Raw genomic sequence first — 20,587 nt, forward strand, 5'->3', positions numbered from 1 at the left:
CAATTCTCCAATCCTATTCGGCCGCTTCGGCCAATCGCTCGAAAGCGGGTTCGGCAGTTGGTTCAGTCGGTTCGGCAACGGGTTCGCTCTTGCTGCCGCGCTCGCGCAGCTGCTCGATCACCGCATAGAAGACCGGCACGAACACCAGCGACAGGATCGTCGCTGCGACCATGCCGCCAAAGACGGTGGTGCCGATCGACTGGCGGCTCGCTGCACCAGCACCTGTGGAGAACATCAGCGGCAGCACGCCGAGGATGAACGCGAAGGCGGTCATCAGGATGGGCCGCAGCCGCAGGCGCGCCGCTTCCATTGCGGCGTCGACGATGCTGAGGCCTTCCTCGCGCCGGCGCCGGGCAAACTCCACGATCAGAATGGCGTTCTTCGCCGCCAGCCCGATCAGCATGACGAAGCCGATCTGGGAATAGACGTCGATCTGCATGCCGCGCATCAACAAGGCGACAAAGGCACCGAACAGGGCAAGAGGCACCGCGAGCAGAACCATGAAGGGCATGGCCCAGCTCTCGTATTGGGCGGCGAGGATCAGGAAGACGAAGACCATGGCGAGACCGAAGACAATCGAGGCGATCGATCCGGCCTTGAGCTCCTGATAGGTGATGCCAGTCCATTCGTAGCCGAAATCCTTCGGCAGTGCCGTGGCAGCGGCCCGTTCCATCGCGGCGACCGCCTGGCCCGAGGAGAAGCCGGGTGCGGCACCGCCGTTGATCAGGGCCGACGCATTGTTGTTGTAATGCGGGACGGTTTCCGGGCCGACGATAGGCACCAGCTTGCCGAGCGTGCTCAACGGCACCATGCCGCCGGAGGCATTGCGCACATAGAGCCTCGAAATGTCGGCCGCACCTGCACGCGCATCCTTGTCGGCCTGGATCGTCACCCGGAAGGTGCGGCCAAACAGGTTGAAGTCGTTCACATAGAGCGAGCCGAGGTAGATCTGCAGCGTGTTGAACACGTCAGGCAGGCTGAGGCCGAGCAGTTTCGCCTTGTTGCGGTCGAGGTCGTAGTTGAACTGCGGCGTCGAGGTCGAGAACGACGAGAACAATTGCTGCGGGTTGAGCTCGGGCTGTTTGCGCGCTTCGGCCAGCACGGCTTGCGTCGCGTCGTTGAGCGCAGCGCTGCCGCGACCGGTCAGGTCCTCCACCTGGAATTCAAAGCCGCCGGTCGTGCCGATGCCCGGGATCGAAGGCGGATCGAAGCTCAGCGCGAAGGCTTCCGGAAGTTCCATGAGCTTCGAGCGCACGTCGGCGACGAGCTTCGAGGCGCTCTGGTCAGGGCCGCGTTCGTCCCATGGCTTCAGGATGGCGAATTCCACCGCCGAGTTCGACTGGGCGGCACTGGTGAGGAAGTTCAAGCCGCTGATCGAACCGACTATTTCGACACCAGGCGTATTCTGCAGGATGTCGCGTGCCTTGCGGGCCACCGCGTCAGTGCGTTCCAGCGATGCTCCATCCGGCAACTGGATGACCACGAAGAAGTAGCCCTGGTCCTCGACCGGAAGGAAAGTCGAGGGCAGGCGCTGCCAGACGAAATAGGTGGCAACAAGCCCGGCCGCGAACAGCCCGAGCATGATCCAGCGCAGGCGGATGAGGATGCGCACACCATGGGCATAGCCATGCGACAGCCGTTCGAAGCCCGTGTTGAACCAGCGGAACAGGAAGAACTGCGTTGCCGGGCGGTGGCGCAGGAAGGCGGCGCTGAGCGCTGGGGTGAGCGTCAGCGAGACGAAGGCGGAGATGCCGAAGGAGATCGCCACCGTCAGGGCAAACTGGTTGTAGAGCCGGCCGGAAACGCCGGGTATGAAGGCGACCGGCACGAACACGGCCATCAGCACGGCGGTCGTGGCGATGATCGGGCCGGTGACCTCGGCCATCGCCGCGCGCGTGGCAGCGAGCGGTTTGAGGCCGGCCTCCAGCTGGCGCTCGACATTCTCGACGACGACGATCGCGTCATCGACGACGAGACCGATCGCTAGCACCATGCCGAGCAGGCTGAGCATGTTCAGCGAGAAGCCGAACATGTACATGACGACGAGCGTGGCCACCAGCGACACGGGAATCGCAATCGTCGGGATGATCGTGGTGCGCCAGCTCTGCAGGAAGATGAACACCACCGCGACAACCAGGACCAGCGCCTCGCCGAGCGTGACCAGCACGTCGTGCATCGATGCGGAAACGAAACGTGTCGTATCGTAATGCATGGCGTAACTGACGCCCTTCGGGAAGCGGGCCGACAGTTCCTGCATCTTGTCCTTGACGCGCTGCTGCAGATCGAGCGCGTTCGAACCCGGCATCTGGTAGACCGCAAGCACCACGGTCGGATCCTCGCCGAAGAATGCCGACGACGAATATTGCAGGGCGCCGAGTTCGATGCGCGCGACGTCGCGCAGCCGAACCAACGAACCGTTCGCGGCATCGGCGCGCACGACGATATCGCCGAATTCCTTGGGATCGCTCAGTCGGCCGACTGCGTTGACCTGCATTTCGAAAGCAGTACCCGCCGGCGCAGGCGACTGCCCGATCTTGCCGGCCGCAACCTGGACATTCTGCTCGGCGATGGCGTTTTGGACATCGACGGCTGTGATGCCGAGATTGGCGAGCTTGTCGGGATCGAGCCATACGCGCATCGAATAGCGCCGCTCGCCGAAGATCTGCACGTCGCCGACGCCCGGCAGGCGCTTAAGCGGGTCGACCACTTGCAGGTAGGCGAGGTTGCTGAGCGCGACCGGGTCGACGGAGCCGTCGGGAGAGGTGAGGTTGACGATCAGGACGAAATTCGGATTCTGCTTTTTGATCGTCACGCCGCCCTGGTTGACGATGGCCGGCAGCGAGGACGCCGCCTGCGACACGCGGTTCTGGACGTCGACGGCGGCGGTGCTCAAGGAGTAGCCGACCTCGAAGGTGATGGTGATCGTCGACGAGCCGTCATTGGAACTCGATGACGACATATAGGTCATGCCTTCAACGCCGTTGATCTGCTGCTCGAGCGGCGTCGTGACGGTGTCGGCCACGACTTGCGCACTGGCGCCCGGGTAGTTGGCGCTGACCACGACCTGAGGCGGCGTGATGTCGGGAAATTGCGAGACAGGCAGCAGGAAATAGCAGATCGCCCCGGCGAGCACCATGATGATGGCGATCGACGATGCGAAGATCGGTCGGTGGATGAAGAAGTTTACCATGACACGTACGCCTCGCCCGATGCTCTTGCCTGGCCGAAGGCCTTGGCCACTCTGCACAGCCGTCGGCTGCGGCTTTGCCCCGGGTCTTCCAGGAAACGAGGCGGCGCCTTGCGGCTGCGGCCTTGCGTATCCGCAAGGGTACGCAGCATTGTCTCGAAAGAGCGCGGGTCGACACGGTCGGCCTTCATCAGCATCCGGATCATCGGATCCTTCACAACTTCGTCGATCGTCAAATCCTTGCGCTGCGACATCGTAGCGGCTCCTGGCTTGCGATCTGCGGTGGACGCCGCAGATCGGGTGGTCTTCCTGTTCGCGGCCAAAGTCGCCTGGGGCGCAGTTTCATGCCTGGGCCGATTCGGCGGAGGCTGTTCACAGGCGCCTGCGAGATTGACACGAGGCAATGGGGGTGTTACCAGTAAGTAACAACTAGAAGTTACAGACCGGTAACACCCTAGTCAAGAGGTGTACCGAGGGATTTTTCGGAAACCCCGCAACCAAGGAGGTTTTGATGGAAGACGGCACTGCGGAACGCATCCGCCCCCGGGATCGCATCCTGGAGACGGCACGGGATATGTTCCACAAGCATGGCATCAAGGGCGTCGGTGTCGACGCGATCACTGAGGCCGCCGGTACCAACAAGATGACGCTCTACCGTCATTTCGAGTCCAAGGACGATCTGGTCATCGAGTGCCTGCGGGCGACCGCATGCAGCGCTAACGCGATGTGGCAAAAGTTCGAGGCCGAGCATCCGGGCGACAAGCTTGCGCAGCTGCACGCCTGGGTTCGGATGGCGGCCGATTGCCTGATGGTGGACGGCCGCGGCTGCGACATGGCGAACGCCGCCATCGAGTTGAGCGAGACCGACCATCCGGCCCGTCGGGTGATCAAGGAACTCAAGCAGGCCCAGCGCGACCGTTTGGTCGGCCTGTGCCGGGACGCCGGCATCGGCCAGGCAGAGCTTCTCGCCGATACATTGTCGCTGCTGCTTGAAGGCGCCCGTGTCAGCCTTCAAAGCGTCGGAGCCGAAGGCCCCAGCGCGCAATTTGTCCGCATGGCGGAAGGCCTGATCGCGTCTTTCCGGGGCGCTGCGGCCAGATAGTCTCGCAAGCGGCGAAACGATCGGAAGCGTATTCATTGCGAGCCGCGCCGCCGAATGCTCTTTTGTCTGTTCGGACGAGCCATCATCGCGCTTCTCCTTTGCCGGTCTTTCGCCGAACCATTCCCGGCGCTACCTGCTGCTTGTTGGAGAGGCAGGATAGAACCGATAGCGAATTGGTGAGAGTGACAAGTGTGACGGGATTCCGACGGATCCGCTGATCGCGGCTGCAACACCTTTGCGGGGGAATATTCCGGCGGCATCAACCCTGGTGACAGCTCCCGAACAAGCCGGTGACCCGTATTGGTCATTCGACGCCGATCATCGCGTCCGGTGATCGTCGTACCTCAGCCTTTGCCCAACATCCGGAGCCGGAACACAAAAAAGCCCGCTGCCGGGAGGAGGTGGCAGCGGGCTTGATTTCGAATACGGCACGGGAGGAGGTGTACCGCACTCAGCGTCGGCATCGCATCTGGGAGGAGTAGATGGCCGACACCTCCGAAACTAGCGGTTGCCCAATGATTCGGCAACAACGAAAGATGCATAGCAGATGTGCAGATTTGCGGTATCAACCGAATTTTAACCGTTCGGGCAGCTGACCGTAGCCGTTTGCGCGGCATCACTGGACCGGAACGTTTTCCTTGAAGATCAGGCGCGGCTCGATGAATTTTCGCGTCAGATAGGGCGCCGAGGAAGCGATCGAGCCGAGCAGGCCAATGACCGATTGCTCGGCGATCAGTCGTGCATTCTGGTCGATGACGACATCGAGCAGATCGTCGACGAGATAGCCGCGTGTCGCCCTCGTCAGGTCGTGGCAAATGAACACCGGCTTCCTTTGCGGCTTGGCTTCCAGCAGCGCTTTCGCCACGCCCGAACGCCCGGCGCCGACGCAATAGATGCCGAGCAGTTCCGGCTCGTTGTGCAGCGCCTTCATCGTCGCGGTGTAGCTGATATCAGGCTCGTCGTTGATCTCGACGGCGTTGGTCACGGTCAAATTGGGGAACTCCTCGCTGAGCACGGAGCGAAAGCCCATTTCACGTTCCTCATGCCCGCGATAGGAGCGTGAGCCGACGACCATCGCCAGATGGCCCGTGCGCCCGCCCACGAAACGTCCCATCAAAAGCGCTGCGGTGCGCCCGGCCACACGGTTGTCGATGCCGATATAGGCCGATCGCGGTGCGCCCGGAACGTCCGACACCAGCGTGACGAGGCGGATCCCGGCCTCGACGATCTCGCGCAGGATGTTGCGCGTTCTCGGATGATCGATCGCGATGACGCCGACGCCGTTTGCCTTGAGCGAGAGGTTTTCGACCGCCGCCTGCAACGCGTTCGGCGAGATGCCTGCAAGCTTGTGGATCCGGCAGGAGGCGACAAGCGGCAGGCGTGCCGCATAGTCCTCGATATGATTTGCCAGATCCATCATGAAGGCATTGGTGCCGATCGGCAGGAAGAACTCGAGATGCGCCGGCCGCGAAGGCAGCGTGACCTGATCCACGACCGGCAAATAGCCAAGCTGCTTGGCCGCCTCCATCACGCGCTGCCGGTTGGCCGCGCTGGCGCCTGGCCGGTTGTTCAGCACCCGGTCGACCGTCGCGGTCGACAGCCCGCAGCTTCTGGCGATGTCCGCAACGGTGGCTTTCATTGTCGCAGTCATAGGAGCCGATGCGATCCTGTGCCAGAGATACGGCCAACCCGGCTTCCAGCTGGCCACTCAGCCCTGCGGTTGCTTCCCCTGCACGATGGCGTCGTGGATCTCCTTGTCAGACATGCCGGTGATGATTCGTTCGACTTCCGCCACGTTGGTGTTCTTCGGATCGATATCGTCGGCAACCACCTTGCCGCGGCGCATCACGACGATGCGGTCGACCACCTGGAAGACATGGTGGATGTTATGGGCGATGAAGATGCAGGAATGCCCCGAATCGCGGGCGCTGCGCACGAAGCTCAGCACACCTTGCGTCTCGGCGACGCCGAGATTGTTGGTCGGCTCGTCGAGGATGATCAAGTCGCTGTCGAAATGCATGGCGCGCGCGATCGCTACGGCCTGCCGCTCACCGCCGGAGAGCGAGCCGATCGGCGTGGTCGGCGGGATGTTCTTCGAGATGCCGACCTGCTTGAGCAGGTCGCGGGCGACCACGTTCATTGCTTCCTGGTCCATGCGGTTGAGGAAACGCGGCGGCTTGATCGGCTCGCGCCCGAGAAACAGATTGCGCGCGATCGACAATTGCGTGACCAGTGCCGAGTCCTGGTAGATCGTCTCGATACCGTGGGCGATGGCGTCGCTGGTGCTGCGGAAGTCCACCTTCTTGCCGCGGATGAAGATGTCGCCGCTGGTCAGTGGAACCGCACCCGACAGCACCTTGATCAGCGTCGACTTGCCGGCGCCATTGTCGCCCAGCAGACCGACGATCTCCCTTTCATTGACATGGAAATTGGCGTCTACCAGCGCCTGCACACGCCCGTAGGACTTGCGGATGTTTTCCATGCGGACAAGCGGTTCGGCCATGGTTCAAGTCCCCGCCTGATGCCGGCGTTCCAGCCATGAGTGGAGCGCCATCATGCCGAGGATGATCGCGCCGATGAAGATGTTATAGGCAAGTCCTGGCACGCCGATCAGCACGATGCCGTTGCGCATCACGCGCAGGATCAGGATGCCGAGCACGGTACCGATAATGGTGCCGCGTCCGCCGGTCAGCGCCGTGCCGCCGATCACCACCATGGCGATGACTTCGAGCTCGTAGCCGGTGCCGCTGTTCGGGTTGGCCGCCGAGGTGCGCAGCGAGCTGATGACGCCGGCAAGCGAGGCCATGATCGACGACAGGATGAACAGGCCGATCTTGACGCCGCTGACATTGACGCCGCGCGCCCTTGCCGCATTAGGGTTGCCGCCGGCCGCCTGGATCCAGTTGCCGGTCCGGCTCTGCGTCAGCACGTAGCCGAGTGCGATCGCTGCTGCGATGAACCAGAACAGCGACATGTAGATGCGGAACGGCCCGATGAAGAAATCGCCGACCAGCGCCTCGGCGAGCCAGCTGCCTTCGGCGCTCCAGGTGCGTTTCGGAAATCCGCTGGTGATGAACAGAGCGGTGCCGCGCACGACCAGCAGCATGCCGAGCGTCACCAGGAAGGAGGGAATCTTGAGTTGCGTCACGAACCAGCCATTGACCAGCCCAATGAAGGCGGCAACCAGCAGGGCCACGAGGAAGCCAGCTTCCAGCGAGGTGAGGCCGCTGTTGAAGAGCGTCCACATCAAGACGGGCGAGAAGCCGAACAGCGATCCGACCGAGAGGTCGAATTCGCCCGAAGTCATCAACAGCGTCATCGCCAGAGCAATCAGGCCAAGCTCGACCGTGAAGGCCAATATGTTGCTGATGTTCTGCGGCGACAGGAAGTCGTGGTTGAACCCCCAGAACACGGCGAGCTCGACGACGAGCAGCACGAAGGGCCCGAATTCCGGCCTGGCGATCGAGCGTTGGATGATGGAACTGTTTTCCACGTTGGACCCGCGACATGGTTGGGACTGGCCAAGCCCGGCACCGCGTAAGGCGGTTCGAGGCTCGGCGGAATGATGGGGATGACCGCGGTAGGCGTGCCGCGACCATCCCGATCGCGGTTTTATTTTCCGGACAGGATGTCGTCGTAGACCTGCGCGGTGTCCTTTTCGTAGAGTGCGCCGGTGATCACGTCGAAGCCGGGCGGAATGCCGCTGGCGGCCATATTGGCGATCGAAAGCGCCACATAGCTGGTCGCCTGCGGATCCTGCCATTGTGCGGCATTGACGTAGCCGGTCAGCACCTCCTGGGTGGTGTCGAGCGAGTTGCCCCAGCCGACGACCGGGATTTCGCCCGGCTTGATGCCGGCCTGGTCGAACACCCGCTTGATCGAGCCGGTCACCAGATCGCCGAGGCCGATGATCGCCTTGACCTTGGTCCTGTTAGCGGTGAGGTAGTCGACCATACGGTTGATCGCTTCGGCCTGGTCGAGCGTGGCTTCGGTGATTTCATAGGTGATGCCGAGCGGCTCGAACACGCTCTTGATGCCTTCTTCTTCCTGAACGCCATAGGTGGCGCCCGGGATTTCAACCGGCATCCAGACAAAATCGCCCTTTTTCACCAGGCCCTTGTCGACCAGATACTGCGCCCAGTTCCTGCCGAAGGTGACGTTGTCGCCGCCAACATAGGCGTTGAAGTCCGCCTTCGGATCGGGCGTGTTGAAGTTGATGATCGGGATGTTTGCCGCCCGTGCTTCCCTAGCGAGCTCGATAAGGCTGCCCGGGTCGGGGCTGGTGGTGGTGATGCCGTCGGCCTTTGCAGCGATGGCCGCGCGAACCGCCTCCTGCTGGGACGACACGTCGCCATTGTGGAACGAGGTGTTGACGGTGTTGCCGGTGTCCGTCGCCCATTGCTTGGCGCCGGCGAGGAAGTAGGTCCAGACCGGATCGGCCGGGCCGCCATGCGAAATCCAGTAGAAGGTCTTGGCCTGTGCCGCCGCCGGAATGGCTAGCGCCACGATCAAGCCGAATACAAATAGTCGTAGCCTTGTCAGCATTTGATTTCCTCCCATTTGAAAACTTCCTCCACCTCCGACGACGATCACGGCAAACCCTGATCGTATTTTTGCCAGCGCCGACCTGGATGGATCAGAGCATCCGCTTTTTCGACACATGGCAAGCCTCCATTTGCCAGTGGTAGTTGGCGCGCGACAAGGCGCCATCAGCGGTCCCATCAGATTGCATCAGTTTAGCTGATATTTTCCAGGCAGGCGGATCCTGGATCCGAGCACCCGGGCCGAGACCTCTCTCCGTCGCAGTCGGGGCGGGAACCTAGATAAGATCGGCCCTGGCGAGGTCGCGCATCAGATGGCTGGCGCCGTAGGTCCAGTGCGGGCAGTCGGGCGACAGCCGCACGCGGTTGATCAGGGCGCCGAATTTCTCCGACGAGATGGTGACGATGTCGCCGACCTTGTGCGTAAAACCCTTGCCCTTTTCGCCGCGATCCTTCGACGGCACGAACATGGTGCCGAGATAGAGCGCCAGCCCGTCCGGGTATTGGTGATGCGGACCCATGGCGGCGGCGACCAGCTCTTCCGGCGAGCGGCTGATCTCGGCCATCGAACTGGCGCCCTCCAGCGAGAAACCGTCTTCGCCCTCCACCTTTAGACGCACGATGGCCTGCTTCACGTCATCGATGGAAAATGTCGCGTCGAACAAGCGGATGAACGGGCCGAGCGCGGCCGAGGCGTTGTTGTCCTTGGCCTTGCCGAGCAACAATGCCGAGCGCCCTTCGACGTCGCGCAGATTGACGTCGTTGCCGAGCGTCGCGCCAACGATCTTGCCGCTGCTGGCGGCTATCATGGCGATCTCCGGCTCCGGATTGTTCCAGGTGGAAACCGGATGCAGGCCGACATCGGCGCCGAAGCCGACCGACGCCATCGGCTGGCATTTGGTGAAGATTTCGGCATCAGGGCCGATGCCTACTTCCAGATATTGCGACCAGGCGCCTCGCTGGATGAGCTTTGCCTTGATCTCCATCGCCTCCGGCGAGCCGGGCTTGAGCTTCGACAGATCGTGACCGATCAGCCCGGCAATGTCGGCGCGAATGGCGTCTGCTTTTTCCGCCGAGCCGCGCGCCTGCTCCTCGATGACCCGTTCGAGCAGGCTGACGACGAAGGTGACGCCCGACGCCTTGACCGCCTGCAGGTCGACCGGAGAAAGCAGGTACGGTTTTTGCGAATCGCGCGCGGCCTGGAAACTGTTGGCGGCGATCGCATCAAGTGATCCGATCGGTTCGCCACTGGCCGCCTGGACGTACCCTGCCGGGTCTGGCATCTCGCAGACGTCGCGCACGGTTGGTGCCATGCTCAATGTGATGTCGAACACCGTGCCGTCGCGCACCGTGACCACCAGCGGATGGGACCTATCGCTTGTCCGGGCGCGGCCGATGAAGAGGCCTTCGTTGGGCAGGAGAGTGGTGTTCGTCATGGCTACGGTCCTCTGCTGTCTTGTTCTGCGACGGTCGTCGCTGCCGGACCAATGGTTCACAAAGAGCCTGGCCAGCGGCGGCGGCACTTTCAACAAATTCCGGCCAAAGGTCTATCCCGTCCTCAAGGCGAGTTTTGTCAATCTGTCCGGGCGATCTCCGCGCTGCTTGACGGTAATTGCTCCTTGACGTGTCCCAATTGCGAAGCGGAAACGAGCTTTCAAAATTATGAAATGGTGACTAGGATTTTCACAACGAACTGCACTCCAGGTGATCCTTGCCCGCACCGTTTTCCGATCCGATCTGGCAGAAGCCGCAATCGGCCGCCGCACCCCAGGCGCTTGTCGGCGGTAAACCCGTCGATGTCGTCATCATCGGCGGTGGCATCATGGGCTTGTCGACTGCGTTGCATGCAGCCCGGTTCGGCTTTGCCGTGCAGGTGCTGGAAGCCGGCAGGATCGGCCAAGGCGCATCGGGCCTGAATGGCGGCCAGGTGATCCCCGGCCTGAAATATGATCCGGAATGGCTGCTGGAGCATTTTGGCCCCGAACGCGGCGAGATCCTCGTCAATTTTGCCGCCTCGACGGCGGACGCCGTCTTCGAATTGATCCGCGACGAGAAACTGGCGGTGCCGTTCGTTCGCAACGGCTGGATCCAGGCAGCGCACACCGAGACGGCGCTGAAGGCGGCGGCGAACAGGGACCGGCAGTGGCGGAACCGCGGCGCCGATGTCCGGCTTCTGAGCCAGACCGAGATCGCCGCGTTGACCGGCGCGCAGGGCTATCTCGGCGGCTGGCTCGACCGCCGCGCCGGCGTGATCGATCCGCTTGCCTACACGTCGGAACTGGCACGAATCGCCTCGGCCGCGGGCGTGAAGATCGCCGAGCACCAGAAGGTGGTGCGCCTCGATAAGAACGCCGGCCTTTGGCGTATCTCGACGGAGGGCGGCGCCGAATTGCAGGCGAAGGCGGTCATTCTGGCGACGAACGCCTATACCGGCGATCTGCTCCCCGGTCTCGCCGAGACGATCGTTCCGCTGCACTCCTTCCAGATCGCGACAGCGCCGCTGCCGGCCGATCTGGCGGCCGGGATTCTGCCGGAGGGGCAGGCGGTATCGGATTCGCGCCGCATCCTCGTTTACTACCGCAAGAGTGCCGACGGGCGGCTGGTGCTTGGCGGGCGCGGCCGGATGGCGCTGCCGACCAGCGAAGGTGACTGGGCGCATCTCGAGCGCGCGCTGTTCCGGATCTATCCCGCGCTATCCGGCGTCGGCATCGAAAAGCGCTGGTTTGGCCGGGTGGCGATGACGCCGGATCACCTCCCGCATGTTCACGAGCCCGAGCAGGGCCTGATAGCCGTGGTCGGCTGCCAGGGCCGTGGCGTCGGCCTGATGACCGCGCTTGGCGAGCGCATTACAGGCTATCTGGCAAGCGGCGACGCCAGGCAATTGCCGTTCCCGGTCTCTCCGATCCGGCCGATACCGTTCCACGCCTTTCGGCAGGTCGGCGTCGCTGCGACGATCGCTTGGTACCGTACGCTGGATGCATTCGAGCGCTGATTTCACACCAGCGTAGGAATCAGCTTGACAGTTTCATGATTATGAAAAACCTTTAGGGCATTTCAAATTCCGATGGGCATGCGATGTCGACCATCGTTGCAAGGCAGCCACTGCCGGAGTCCCGGTCCTCGACGGGTTTCCGGTTGGCCATGCTGCTGCCGGGCGGGCTGGTCACCTTCTTCCTGATCCTGTTTGCGCTTGGTCTCGTACTTTTCCTCGCCTTTCGCGGCAATGACGGTTCGCTGCTGGGCGCCGGTTTCACCTTTGCGAATTTCATCACGGTGGCGTCCGATCCTCTGTACTGGACGGTAACGCTGCGCTCGCTGGCCATTGCCGGCCTGGTGACGCTGGCAACGGTCGTCACCGCCTATCCGGTTGCTTATTATCTTGCCTTCCACGCCGGACGGCGACGCGGCCTGCTGTTGTTTCTGGTGACACTGCCGTTCTGGACCAGCTATCTCCTGCGCGTCTTCGCCTGGAAGATCGTGCTCGCCTATAATGGCGTGCTGAACTCGGCGCTCATCGAAAGCGGCATCTGGTCCGAGCCGACACTGGCGTTTCTCAACACGCCGGCCGCCGTCGTCGTCACGCTGGCTCACGCCTATGCGCCGTTCGCCATCCTGCCCATCTATGTGGCGCTGGACACGATCCCGAAATCGCTGCTCGAAGCTGCCTCCGATCTCGGCGCCAGGCCGTTCACCAGCTTCCGCCGCGTCGTGCTGCCGAACTCGATGCCGGGGGTGCTGGCGGCGGCTCTCGTCGTCTTCGTGCCGACGGTCGGCGACTATGTCACTCCGGCGCTGGTCGGCGGCCCTGCCAGCACCATGATCGGCTCGCTGATCCAAGCCCAGTTCGGCAAAGCCAATGACTGGCCGTTCGGCGCCGCACTCGCCGTCGCCGTCATGCTGGTCATCCTTGCCGTGGTGCTGGTGGTGCGTTCCGCCGACCGCAGATTTGGCAGCCGGACATGAACACGGCGCGTATCGATGCAAAGCAGGGCGGCGGTTGGCTGGGCGCCTATGTCCTTGCCTATCTGGTGTTCCTGTACTTGCCGATACTGCTGATCCCGCTGTTTTCCTTCAACAATTCGATCCAGGCGGCGTTTCCGCTGCAAGGCTTCACGTTCGAATGGTACGCGACGCTGTTCGGCAATTCGGCGCTGTCCGGCGCGCTTGGGAACAGCCTCGTCATCGGTGCAACTGCCGCCACCGGCGCGACGCTCTGCGGCATCACAGTGTCCTATATGGACCTCTACGGCCGCTCGCCGCTTGCCGCCACGATCAGCGCCATCGCGCGGCTACCGATCCTGATCCCCGGCGTGATCGTCGGCATCTCGCTGCTGATCCTGGTCAACCTCATTGGCTTTGGGCCGTCACGCACTGCCATCGTGCTCGGCCACATATTGGTGGCGCTGCCGACGACGGTGGTGATCATGAAAAGCCGCTTCGCTGCTATCCCGAAGACGATCCGCGAGGCCGCGCTCGATCTCGGCGCTTCCGATTGGACGACATTCAGACGGGTCATGCTGCCGCTCAGCCTGCCCGCCATTGTGTCAGCGTTCATGCTGGCCTTCCTGACCTCCTTCGACGAGTTCATCGTCGCCTTCTTCCTCGCCGGCACCGAGCCGACGCTGCCGCTTTACATCTGGAGCCAGCTGCGATTCCCGAAGTCGCTGCCAACCGTCATGGCGCTGGGCACCGCCATCCTGGCCGTGTCATTCGTCATCGCGGCAATTGCCGAAATCCTGCGCCATCGCGGGCTCGCCGCCGCCCAACGGCCGGTGCCCGCCAACCTGTCCAAACCAGAAGAAACCGAAAGAGGAGAACTGCAATGGCATTCGACCTGAAATCGATAAATCGCAAGACAGTCCAAGCCGGATTGGCCGCCTTCGCGCTGGCGCTTTCATCGACCGTCGCGCTTGCGGCCGACAAGCTGCAGTATTTCACCTGGTCGGGCTACGAACTGCCCGACTTCAACAAGAGCTTCCTCGCCGCACATCCCGATGGCGTCGAGGCCTCGATGTTCGGCGACGACGATGACGCCTTCACCAAGGTCAAGGCTGGTTTCCGCCCTGATGTCGCGCATCCCTGCTACGACAAGGTCGCGCGCTGGAACAAGGAAGGCCTGCTGCAGCCGATCGACACCAAGCGCATCAAGAACTGGGATTCGATCTTTCCGGTCTTCAAGAACCTGCCCGACCTGCAGGCCGGCGACGGCAAGGTCTGGATGGTGCCGTGGGACTGGGGCAATACCTCGATCCTCTACCGCACCGATCTGGTGAAGAACCCGGAACCGAGCTGGAACCTTTTGTGGGACAAGCAATATGCCGGGCGCATGGCGACGATCGACGCCGTCCATGACACGCCGGTGGTGGCGGCGCTTCTCGCCGGCGTCAATCCGTTCGACATGACGCCGGAGCAGATGGACAAGGTCGCGGAAAAACTGCGCGAGCAGCGCCCGCTGCTCTCGAACTACACCACCGACATGACCTCGGTCGAACAGGCGCTGGCGAGCGGCCAGCTTGTCGCCGCCATGACCTGGAATGCGTCGGCCACCTCGCTCAAGAAGCAGGGCGTGCCTGTCGAGTTCATGAAGCCCAGGGAAGGCATGCTGACCTGGGCATGCGGCTTCGTCATGCTCAAGGACGCCAAGAATGTCGACCTCGCCTATGACTTCATCAACAGCCGGCTGGAGACCGATTCGGGACAATACCTGATCCAGGCCTATGGGTACGGCAGCTCCAACAGCTCGGCCTTCGCCGCGGTGCCGAAGGAGGAACTGGAAAAGCTGCAGCTGCCATCCGATCCGGAAGTGATGCTGAAGACCACCGTCTTCACCGGGCCGATGAAGCAGAATGACGAACTCGCCAAGATGTTCGAGAAGGTCAAGGCAGGCGGCTGAGCTTCTGAGGTGCCGCGCGGTTTCGACTGCGCGGCACCGCTCCAGGATACCGAAAACGAGGTCGGGAAATAGATGGACATACTGAACGAAACGGCTGAAAAGCCGAAAGACGACGCCGACGTGCGGGTCGGCCGGCGCGTGCGGGCGCTTAGGCTGGAACGCAATCTTTCGCTGGCCGAGCTTGCCGCCAAGGCCGGCGTTTCGATCGGGGCGCTCAGCCAGATCGAGCGTGGCCTGTCCTCGCTTCGCGTCAAAGTGATCTGGCCGCTCGCCGCCGCTCTCGATATCGAGCCCTCGGCGCTGATCGCCGACGGCAACGGTGCCGGCAACGACCTATATTGCGTGCGGGCCAACAGCCGTCGGCAGATCCCGGTGAAGTCGGAAGGCATCGCCAAGGCGCTGCTGTCGCCGCCGGCCGCCACGCTCACCGGCATGCTGGTGACGGTGGAAGCCGGTGGTGGCACCGTCGAAGCCTACGCCCATCCCGGCCACGAATTCGGTTTCGTCCTGTCGGGCGAAGTCGAACTCGTGGTCGATTCAACCACCTATGGGCTGAAGACCGGCGACAGCTTCGCCTTCAAGAGCACGTTATTGCATGCCTTCCGCAATCCGGGCGCCGAGCGCTGCCAGATCCTCTGGGTCAACACGACCAAGCCGTCCGAGGTTCGCGATGGCGCCTGAACCTCTCGTCCGGCTGGATGCGGTCTCGAAGATTTTCCCCGGCGGCATCGTCGGTCTCGACGCCGTCGATCTCGACATTGCCCGCGGCGAGTTCCTGACCTTGCTCGGGCCCTCCGGCTGCGGCAAAACCACCAGCCTGCGGGTGATCGCCGGTTTCGAAAGCCCATCGAGCGGACGGGTGTTGCTCGAAGGCCGTGACATCACTTCGCTGCGGCCGTTCGACCGGCCGGTCAACACCGTGTTCCAGGACTATGCGCTGTTTCCGCACATGAACGTTGCCGAAAATGTCGGCTTTGGCCTGTCGCTGCGCAAGCTTTCCGGGGCTGAACAGGCAAAGCGCGTCGGCGAAGCGCTCGACATGGTCGGCCTTGCCGAGAAGCTCGGTGCTCGCGTGTCCGAATTGTCGGGCGGCCAGCGCCAGCGCGTCGCACTTGCCCGTGCGATTGTCTGCGAACCGCGTGTGCTGTTGCTCGACGAGCCGCTGTCGGCGCTCGACGCGCATCTGCGCGAACAGATGCAGGTCGAATTGAAGCGGCTGCAGTCGCGGCTCGGCACCACTTTCGTCATGGTCACTCACGACCAGACCGAGGCGCTGTCGATCTCCGACCGCATCGTCGTCATGAACATGGGCCGCATCGAGCAGATAGCACCGCCGGCCACGCTCTACGACAGGCCCGCCACAAAATTCGTCGCCAGTTTCATCGGCACGATGAATCTGCTGCAGTCGCGCTTTGTCGGCCGCGACGGCGATCGGTTGCGTTTCTCCGCCGGCGCCCTGCCGCTGGAAGCCACATCGGAAACCGGCGAAGCGCCCGGAGAAGGCGCGGTGCGAACCATCGGTGTGCGTCCGGAGGATCTTTTAGCGACGACAGAAGCAGCGACCGGCACCGCGCCGGTGCGGGTGAGCAGCATCGTCTTTCACGGCCGCACCCTGCGCCTGCACGCCGAATTGTCGCAGGGGATACCAGTGGTGATCGATGCGCCACGCCGGGCGGAAGGTTTTCAATTCAGCGTCGGCGATGTGGCGCATATCAGCCTCCGCCGCGGCGCTAACTGCCCTATGCTGCCCAGCTGATCTGATCCCCATCCATCCAAAAAACCGGAGCACCACCCATGAGCAATCACCTGAACTTCTTCATCGATGGAAAATGGGTCGCGCCCGTGGTGCCGGCTACGCTGGACGTGATCGACCCGTCCACCGAAGAGGCCTATACGAAAATATCCGTCGGTGGGAAGGCGGATGTGGATCGCGCAGTGGCAGCGGCGAAGGCAGCCTTTCCGGCCTTCTCGCAGACCAGCAAGGCCGAGCGCCTGAAGCTGCTGAAGCGCATCCTGGAAGTCTACAACGAGCGCTACGAGGACATCGCGCAGGCTGTCAGCCAGGAGATGGGCGCGCCGATCACCTGGGCGCGCGAGGCGCAGGCCTGGGCGGGCAGGGCGCATATGGAATCCACCATCAAGGCGCTGGAGGATTACGAATTCAGCGAGAAGCGCGGCACCACCATGGTGGTCAAGGAGCCGATCGGCGTCTGCGCGCTGATCACGCCGTGGAACTGGCCGCTCAACCAGATTGTCTGCAAGGTGGCGCCGGCGATCGCCGCCGGCTGCACGGTCGTGCTAAAGCCTTCCGAGATCGCGCCGATCAGCGGCGTCATCTTTTCGGAAGTGATGGAAGCGGCCGGCATGCCGAAGGGCGTCTACAACATGGTCAACGGCACCGGTCCGGATGTAGGACAGGTCATGGCCGGCCACCCCGACGTCGATATGATTTCCTTCACCGGCTCGACCCGGGCCGGCATCATCGTCGCCAAGACGGCGGCCGAGACGGTCAAGCGCGTCGCGCAGGAGCTCGGCGGCAAGTCGGCCAACATCGTGCTGCCCGATGCCGACTTCGAGAAGGCCGTGCGCAAGGGCGTCAACGCCTGTTTCGGCAATAGCGGCCAATCCTGCGATGCGCCGACGCGCATGCTGGTGCCGGCCGGCCGCCACGACGAGGCGCTTACGATCGCCAAGAAGGCGGCCGAGGCGCACAAGGTTGGCGATCCGCGCTCGGAAGAAACCAAGCTCGGCCCGGTGGTCAGCGACATCCAGTTCGACAAGATCCAGCGGCTGATCGAGGCCGGCATCGCCGAGGGTGCGACACTGGTCACCGGAGGTCCGGGCCGGCCGGAGCACCTCAATCGCGGCTACTATGTCAGGCCGACCGTCTTCGGCCACGTCACACCAGGCATGACAATCGAGCGGGAAGAAATCTTCGGGCCGGTGCTTTCGGTCATGTCCTACGATGACGATGACGACGCGGTGAAGATCGCCAACGACACCGTCTATGGCCTCGCCGCCTATGTGCAGTCAGGGGATATCGACCACGCACGCAAGATCGCCGGCCGCCTGCGCGCCGGGCAGGTCTCGATCAACTATCCGGAGTGGGACACATTCGCGCCCTTCGGCGGCTACAAGCAGTCGGGTAATGGCCGCGAATATGCCGACTGGGCGATCCATGACTTCCTCGAGATCAAGGGCATCATCGGCTACGGCGCCTAGCGCATGACTGCGAACAGCGCCGCGTGTCCAAGAAGGACGCGCGGCGCGTAGCGTGGGCAAAGCCAAGCTATTCGGCGGCCTCACGGAGGGGACTCCCACCTTTTGCAAGCCTGATTTTCACCCAGCTACCACTCTCGTCCACGCCGGCCTTGAGGTTGGGGTGCGGCGCAGCACTGCGCTGCAGTCCTGCCACGAACGGCAGTTCTGGCGCGACCGAGCCGGCCGCAGGACTCGGCTCTGTCGTGCAGCCACGGACCGTTCTACGTCGCGCTTGGGTGGGGAGTTCACATCTCCGCCGTCGACCTAAACAGCAAAGAAGTGCACGTTTCCGGACATTGGCGGAACCTTTGAGCGGCTGAGACGATCAGAGCTTGAGCCCACGAGCTTGCGTAGTAGCTGATCGACATTCTCAAGATCGGCTGGTTACAGCGGCACTGCCGCGCCATGCGGCGGGTGAGAGGCCCACAGCCTTCTTGAATGCCCGGCTGAAGGCCGCCTCGGATTCGTAGCCGATCTCACGGCTCACCGCGACCACCTTCATGGAACTATCCGCGAGGAGCCGCGCGGCAATCTGCATGCGCCAGAGCGTCAGATACTGCATTGGGGCATGACCGACGAGATGCGTGAATCGTGCCGCAAGAGCTGACCGCGACATGCAGGCACGGCTCGCCAACTCGTTCAGCGTCCACGGATATGCGGGCTGTTCATGGAGCATGATCAAGACTTTGCCGATTGCAGGGTCGCGTAGGCCTGAAAGCCAGCCGGTCTCGTCGGCCGGCAGAGTCTCCAGATATCGGCGCATCACCTCGACGAAAACCAGCTCGCTCAGTCTCAGCCGGATGGACTCGCCGCCGACCCGCGTCTGGCGCGCCTCGGCAAGCGTGAGGTCGATGAGGTGGTTCAGCAGGTTGTCGCTCACGCTCTCGGACCGCTTGACGCGCAGGAGGGGCGGCAAGGTGGAGAGCACGGGATTGAAGGGCTGCATATCGCAGCCGAGAAAGCCACAGACGAATTCGCTGCGCGGCTCGCCGCCGCCGCCTTCCTTCGACACGAAGGGCAGCCGGCCCGCCGCCATCTCCCGGAAATAGCCCATCGTCGCTTCGACGTCGAATTCCGCCGGCTGGCCGGGCTCGCTGAGCATCGAATACCGGTCGCCATGCGGAAAAACGATCACGTCGCCCGCCTCGAACCAGGTGGATGTGACGCCGGGAATGCTCGCCCAGCCTGCACCCTTCAGAATGACGTGGTATGAGACCACATGCTGCGCGCGCGGCAGGATGGTGGAAGAGAACACTTCCGCGGGCGGCACCTTCATGCCCCATGGGAAGGACGCATCCACCAGAAAGAACAGCGCGCCCGTCAGCTTGACCGTCCGCAGCACGTCCGAAAGCGGATCGGTGCCATGCTGCCTGCACTCGGCAGACGGCTCCGCCACCAAAGCGCGGTCCGACCGCTCTGCATCGAGCGTCATGGACGATGCGGCAAGCGACAAAGACGTACGGTCATGGATCGGGACCATCGTTCAAGCATACCTTCAAATGGGGTGGCATATCCACCGGATGTGTCCAGTTCGAAGATGAATGTGGAGGAGAGACCATGACCATAATTGAGAAGATGCACGGCCCGGCAGAGATCTACGACACCCAGTTCGTGCCGGCGCTGTTTGCCCAATGGGGGCCGGTCGTCGCTGCGGAAGCCGGCGTGCAGAAGGGCGACCGCGTGCTGGACGTGGCTTGCGGCACCGGCGCTCTGACGCTCGCCGCGGCCGAGATCGCCGGCCCTTCGGGCTCGGTTGTCGGGCTTGACGCAAACCCGGAAATGCTGGCGGTTGCGCGCCGCAAGCCTGTGGAGATCGAATGGATGGAAGGAACGGCCGAGGCGCTGCCTTTGCCGGACAACGGCTTCGACGCCGTCGTCAGTCAGTTCGGTTTCATGTTTTTCGAGGACAAGCCGAAGGCGCTCGCCGAGATGATGCGGGTGCTGAAACCGGGCGGCCGGCTGGCAGTCGCGGTGTGCGATGCGGTCGAGAACTCGCCGGGATACGGCGCCTTCGCGCTGTTGCTCGACCAACTGTTTGGCAAGGAGGTGGGGAATGCCTTCCGAGCGCCCTTCAGCCTCGGCGATGCCGGGCGGCTGCATGAAATCTGCAATGAAGCGGGTGTCGCCGGCGCGGAGGTGGTCCAGCGCAATGGAAAAGTCCGCTTCAAATCGATCGATGCGCTGGTGTCGGCGGAACGCGCCTGCGTGTGGACGCTCGGCGGGGTACTGAACGACGAACAGTTCGAGCGGCTTCTCAAGGAGGCGGAGACGGGGCTTAGGTCCTTCGTGATCGACGGCGGCGCGATCGAATTCGACATGCCGTCGCTCATCATTAAGGCAAGGAAATCCTACGCCCGGCAGTACATCCATCGGACATAGGCCAGAATAGAAATTCCATACGCATCATCACTGCGATATACTGACTTCGCAGCGGCGGCAGGGTAATGGCCGCGATAATGCCGACTGGGCGATCCATGACTTCCTCGAGATCAAGGGCATCATCGGCTACGGCGCCTAGCGCATGACTGCGAACAGCGCCGCGTGTCCAAGAAGGACGCGCGGCGCGTAGCGTGGGCAAAGCCAAGCTATTCGGCGGCCTCCGG

Annotated in this window: 17 protein-coding genes; 9 read left to right on the forward strand and 8 right to left on the reverse strand. The window is 62.9% G+C overall.

The features are described 5' to 3' along the window. Nucleotides 1–13 precede the first annotated feature (13 nt). Both EOA78_RS05995 and EOA78_RS06000 read right to left on the reverse strand, forming a co-directional pair. Entirely contained in the window at nucleotides 14–3,190 is a 3,177-nt protein-coding gene (locus tag EOA78_RS05995) for a multidrug efflux RND transporter permease subunit (protein WP_127314314.1), read from the reverse strand. Beyond that, on the reverse strand, nucleotides 3,184–3,441 hold the full coding sequence (locus tag EOA78_RS06000; RefSeq protein ID WP_127314315.1) for a hypothetical protein: 258 nt from the start codon (nucleotides 3,439–3,441) through the stop codon (nucleotides 3,184–3,186). Before EOA78_RS06000 ends, EOA78_RS05995 begins: the two co-directional genes overlap by 7 nt. A gap of 257 nt (nucleotides 3,442–3,698) precedes the next feature. Here EOA78_RS06000 and EOA78_RS06005 point away from each other — a divergent pair, with 257 nt between their 5' ends. Continuing rightward, nucleotides 3,699–4,289: a TetR/AcrR family transcriptional regulator gene (locus tag EOA78_RS06005; protein WP_065010087.1), complete on the forward strand. Its 591-nt coding sequence runs from the start codon at nucleotides 3,699–3,701 to the stop codon at nucleotides 4,287–4,289. A 616-nt stretch (nucleotides 4,290–4,905) separates the two neighbouring features. On the opposite strand, the gene EOA78_RS06010 is transcribed toward EOA78_RS06005, so the two are convergent. The 5 genes from EOA78_RS06010 to EOA78_RS06030 form a co-directional block, all read right to left on the reverse strand. Beyond that, entirely contained in the window at nucleotides 4,906–5,928 is a 1,023-nt protein-coding gene (locus EOA78_RS06010) for a LacI family DNA-binding transcriptional regulator (RefSeq protein ID WP_127314316.1), read from the reverse strand. A gap of 69 nt (nucleotides 5,929–5,997) precedes the next feature. After that, nucleotides 5,998–6,792, reverse strand: a complete 795-nt coding sequence (locus EOA78_RS06015) for an ATP-binding cassette domain-containing protein (RefSeq protein ID WP_029355412.1) — start codon at nucleotides 6,790–6,792, stop codon at nucleotides 5,998–6,000. Between the two features lie 3 nt (nucleotides 6,793–6,795). Then, entirely contained in the window at nucleotides 6,796–7,782 is a 987-nt protein-coding gene (locus EOA78_RS06020) for an ABC transporter permease (protein WP_127314317.1), read from the reverse strand. Nucleotides 7,783–7,901: 119 nt separating this feature from the next. Next, complete coding sequence (locus EOA78_RS06025) at nucleotides 7,902–8,834, reverse strand: substrate-binding domain-containing protein (RefSeq protein WP_065010089.1); 933 nt, start codon at nucleotides 8,832–8,834, stop codon at nucleotides 7,902–7,904. Nucleotides 8,835–9,108: 274 nt separating this feature from the next. Continuing rightward, complete coding sequence (locus EOA78_RS06030) at nucleotides 9,109–10,266, reverse strand: fumarylacetoacetate hydrolase family protein (RefSeq protein ID WP_127314318.1); 1,158 nt, start codon at nucleotides 10,264–10,266, stop codon at nucleotides 9,109–9,111. A gap of 275 nt (nucleotides 10,267–10,541) precedes the next feature. Between EOA78_RS06030 and EOA78_RS06035 the strand changes: the two genes are divergently transcribed. The 7 genes from EOA78_RS06035 to EOA78_RS06065 all read left to right on the forward strand — a co-directional run bounded on the left by EOA78_RS06035 (nucleotide 10,542) and on the right by EOA78_RS06065 (nucleotide 17,945). Further along, complete coding sequence (locus EOA78_RS06035) at nucleotides 10,542–11,822, forward strand: FAD-dependent oxidoreductase (protein ID WP_127314319.1); 1,281 nt, start codon at nucleotides 10,542–10,544, stop codon at nucleotides 11,820–11,822. Nucleotides 11,823–11,905: 83 nt separating this feature from the next. Beyond that, the gene (locus tag EOA78_RS06040; protein WP_127314320.1) at nucleotides 11,906–12,793 is read left to right on the forward strand and encodes an ABC transporter permease; all 888 of its coding nucleotides are present in this window, start codon (nucleotides 11,906–11,908) and stop codon (nucleotides 12,791–12,793) included. Further along, a complete protein-coding gene (locus tag EOA78_RS06045; RefSeq protein WP_127314321.1) occupies nucleotides 12,790–13,668 on the forward strand; it encodes an ABC transporter permease in 879 nt (292 codons plus the stop codon). The genes EOA78_RS06040 and EOA78_RS06045 overlap by 4 nt, the downstream gene beginning before the upstream one ends. After that, nucleotides 13,653–14,723, forward strand: a complete 1,071-nt coding sequence (locus EOA78_RS06050; protein WP_127314322.1) for an ABC transporter substrate-binding protein — start codon at nucleotides 13,653–13,655, stop codon at nucleotides 14,721–14,723. Before EOA78_RS06045 ends, EOA78_RS06050 begins: the two co-directional genes overlap by 16 nt. Before the next feature lie 72 nt (nucleotides 14,724–14,795). Then, entirely contained in the window at nucleotides 14,796–15,404 is a 609-nt protein-coding gene (locus EOA78_RS06055; RefSeq protein WP_127314323.1) for a cupin domain-containing protein, read from the forward strand. After that, entirely contained in the window at nucleotides 15,394–16,479 is a 1,086-nt protein-coding gene (locus EOA78_RS06060; protein ID WP_127314324.1) for an ABC transporter ATP-binding protein, read from the forward strand. The genes EOA78_RS06055 and EOA78_RS06060 overlap by 11 nt, the downstream gene beginning before the upstream one ends. Before the next feature lie 38 nt (nucleotides 16,480–16,517). Beyond that, on the forward strand, nucleotides 16,518–17,945 hold the full coding sequence (locus EOA78_RS06065) for an aldehyde dehydrogenase family protein (RefSeq protein ID WP_127314325.1): 1,428 nt from the start codon (nucleotides 16,518–16,520) through the stop codon (nucleotides 17,943–17,945). Between the two features lie 409 nt (nucleotides 17,946–18,354). Here the strand turns inward: EOA78_RS06065 and EOA78_RS06070 are convergent, their stop codons facing one another. Continuing rightward, a complete protein-coding gene (locus EOA78_RS06070; RefSeq protein ID WP_245477410.1) occupies nucleotides 18,355–19,464 on the reverse strand; it encodes an AraC family transcriptional regulator in 1,110 nt (369 codons plus the stop codon). A gap of 77 nt (nucleotides 19,465–19,541) precedes the next feature. Here EOA78_RS06070 and EOA78_RS06075 point away from each other — a divergent pair, with 77 nt between their 5' ends. Further along, a complete protein-coding gene (locus EOA78_RS06075) occupies nucleotides 19,542–20,363 on the forward strand; it encodes a class I SAM-dependent methyltransferase (protein WP_127314327.1) in 822 nt (273 codons plus the stop codon). Nucleotides 20,364–20,587: the final 224 nt, after the last annotated feature.

It is taken from the genome of Mesorhizobium sp. M5C.F.Cr.IN.023.01.1.1 (assembly GCF_003997585.1).
Lineage (GTDB): Bacteria > Pseudomonadota > Alphaproteobacteria > Rhizobiales > Rhizobiaceae > Mesorhizobium > Mesorhizobium wenxiniae.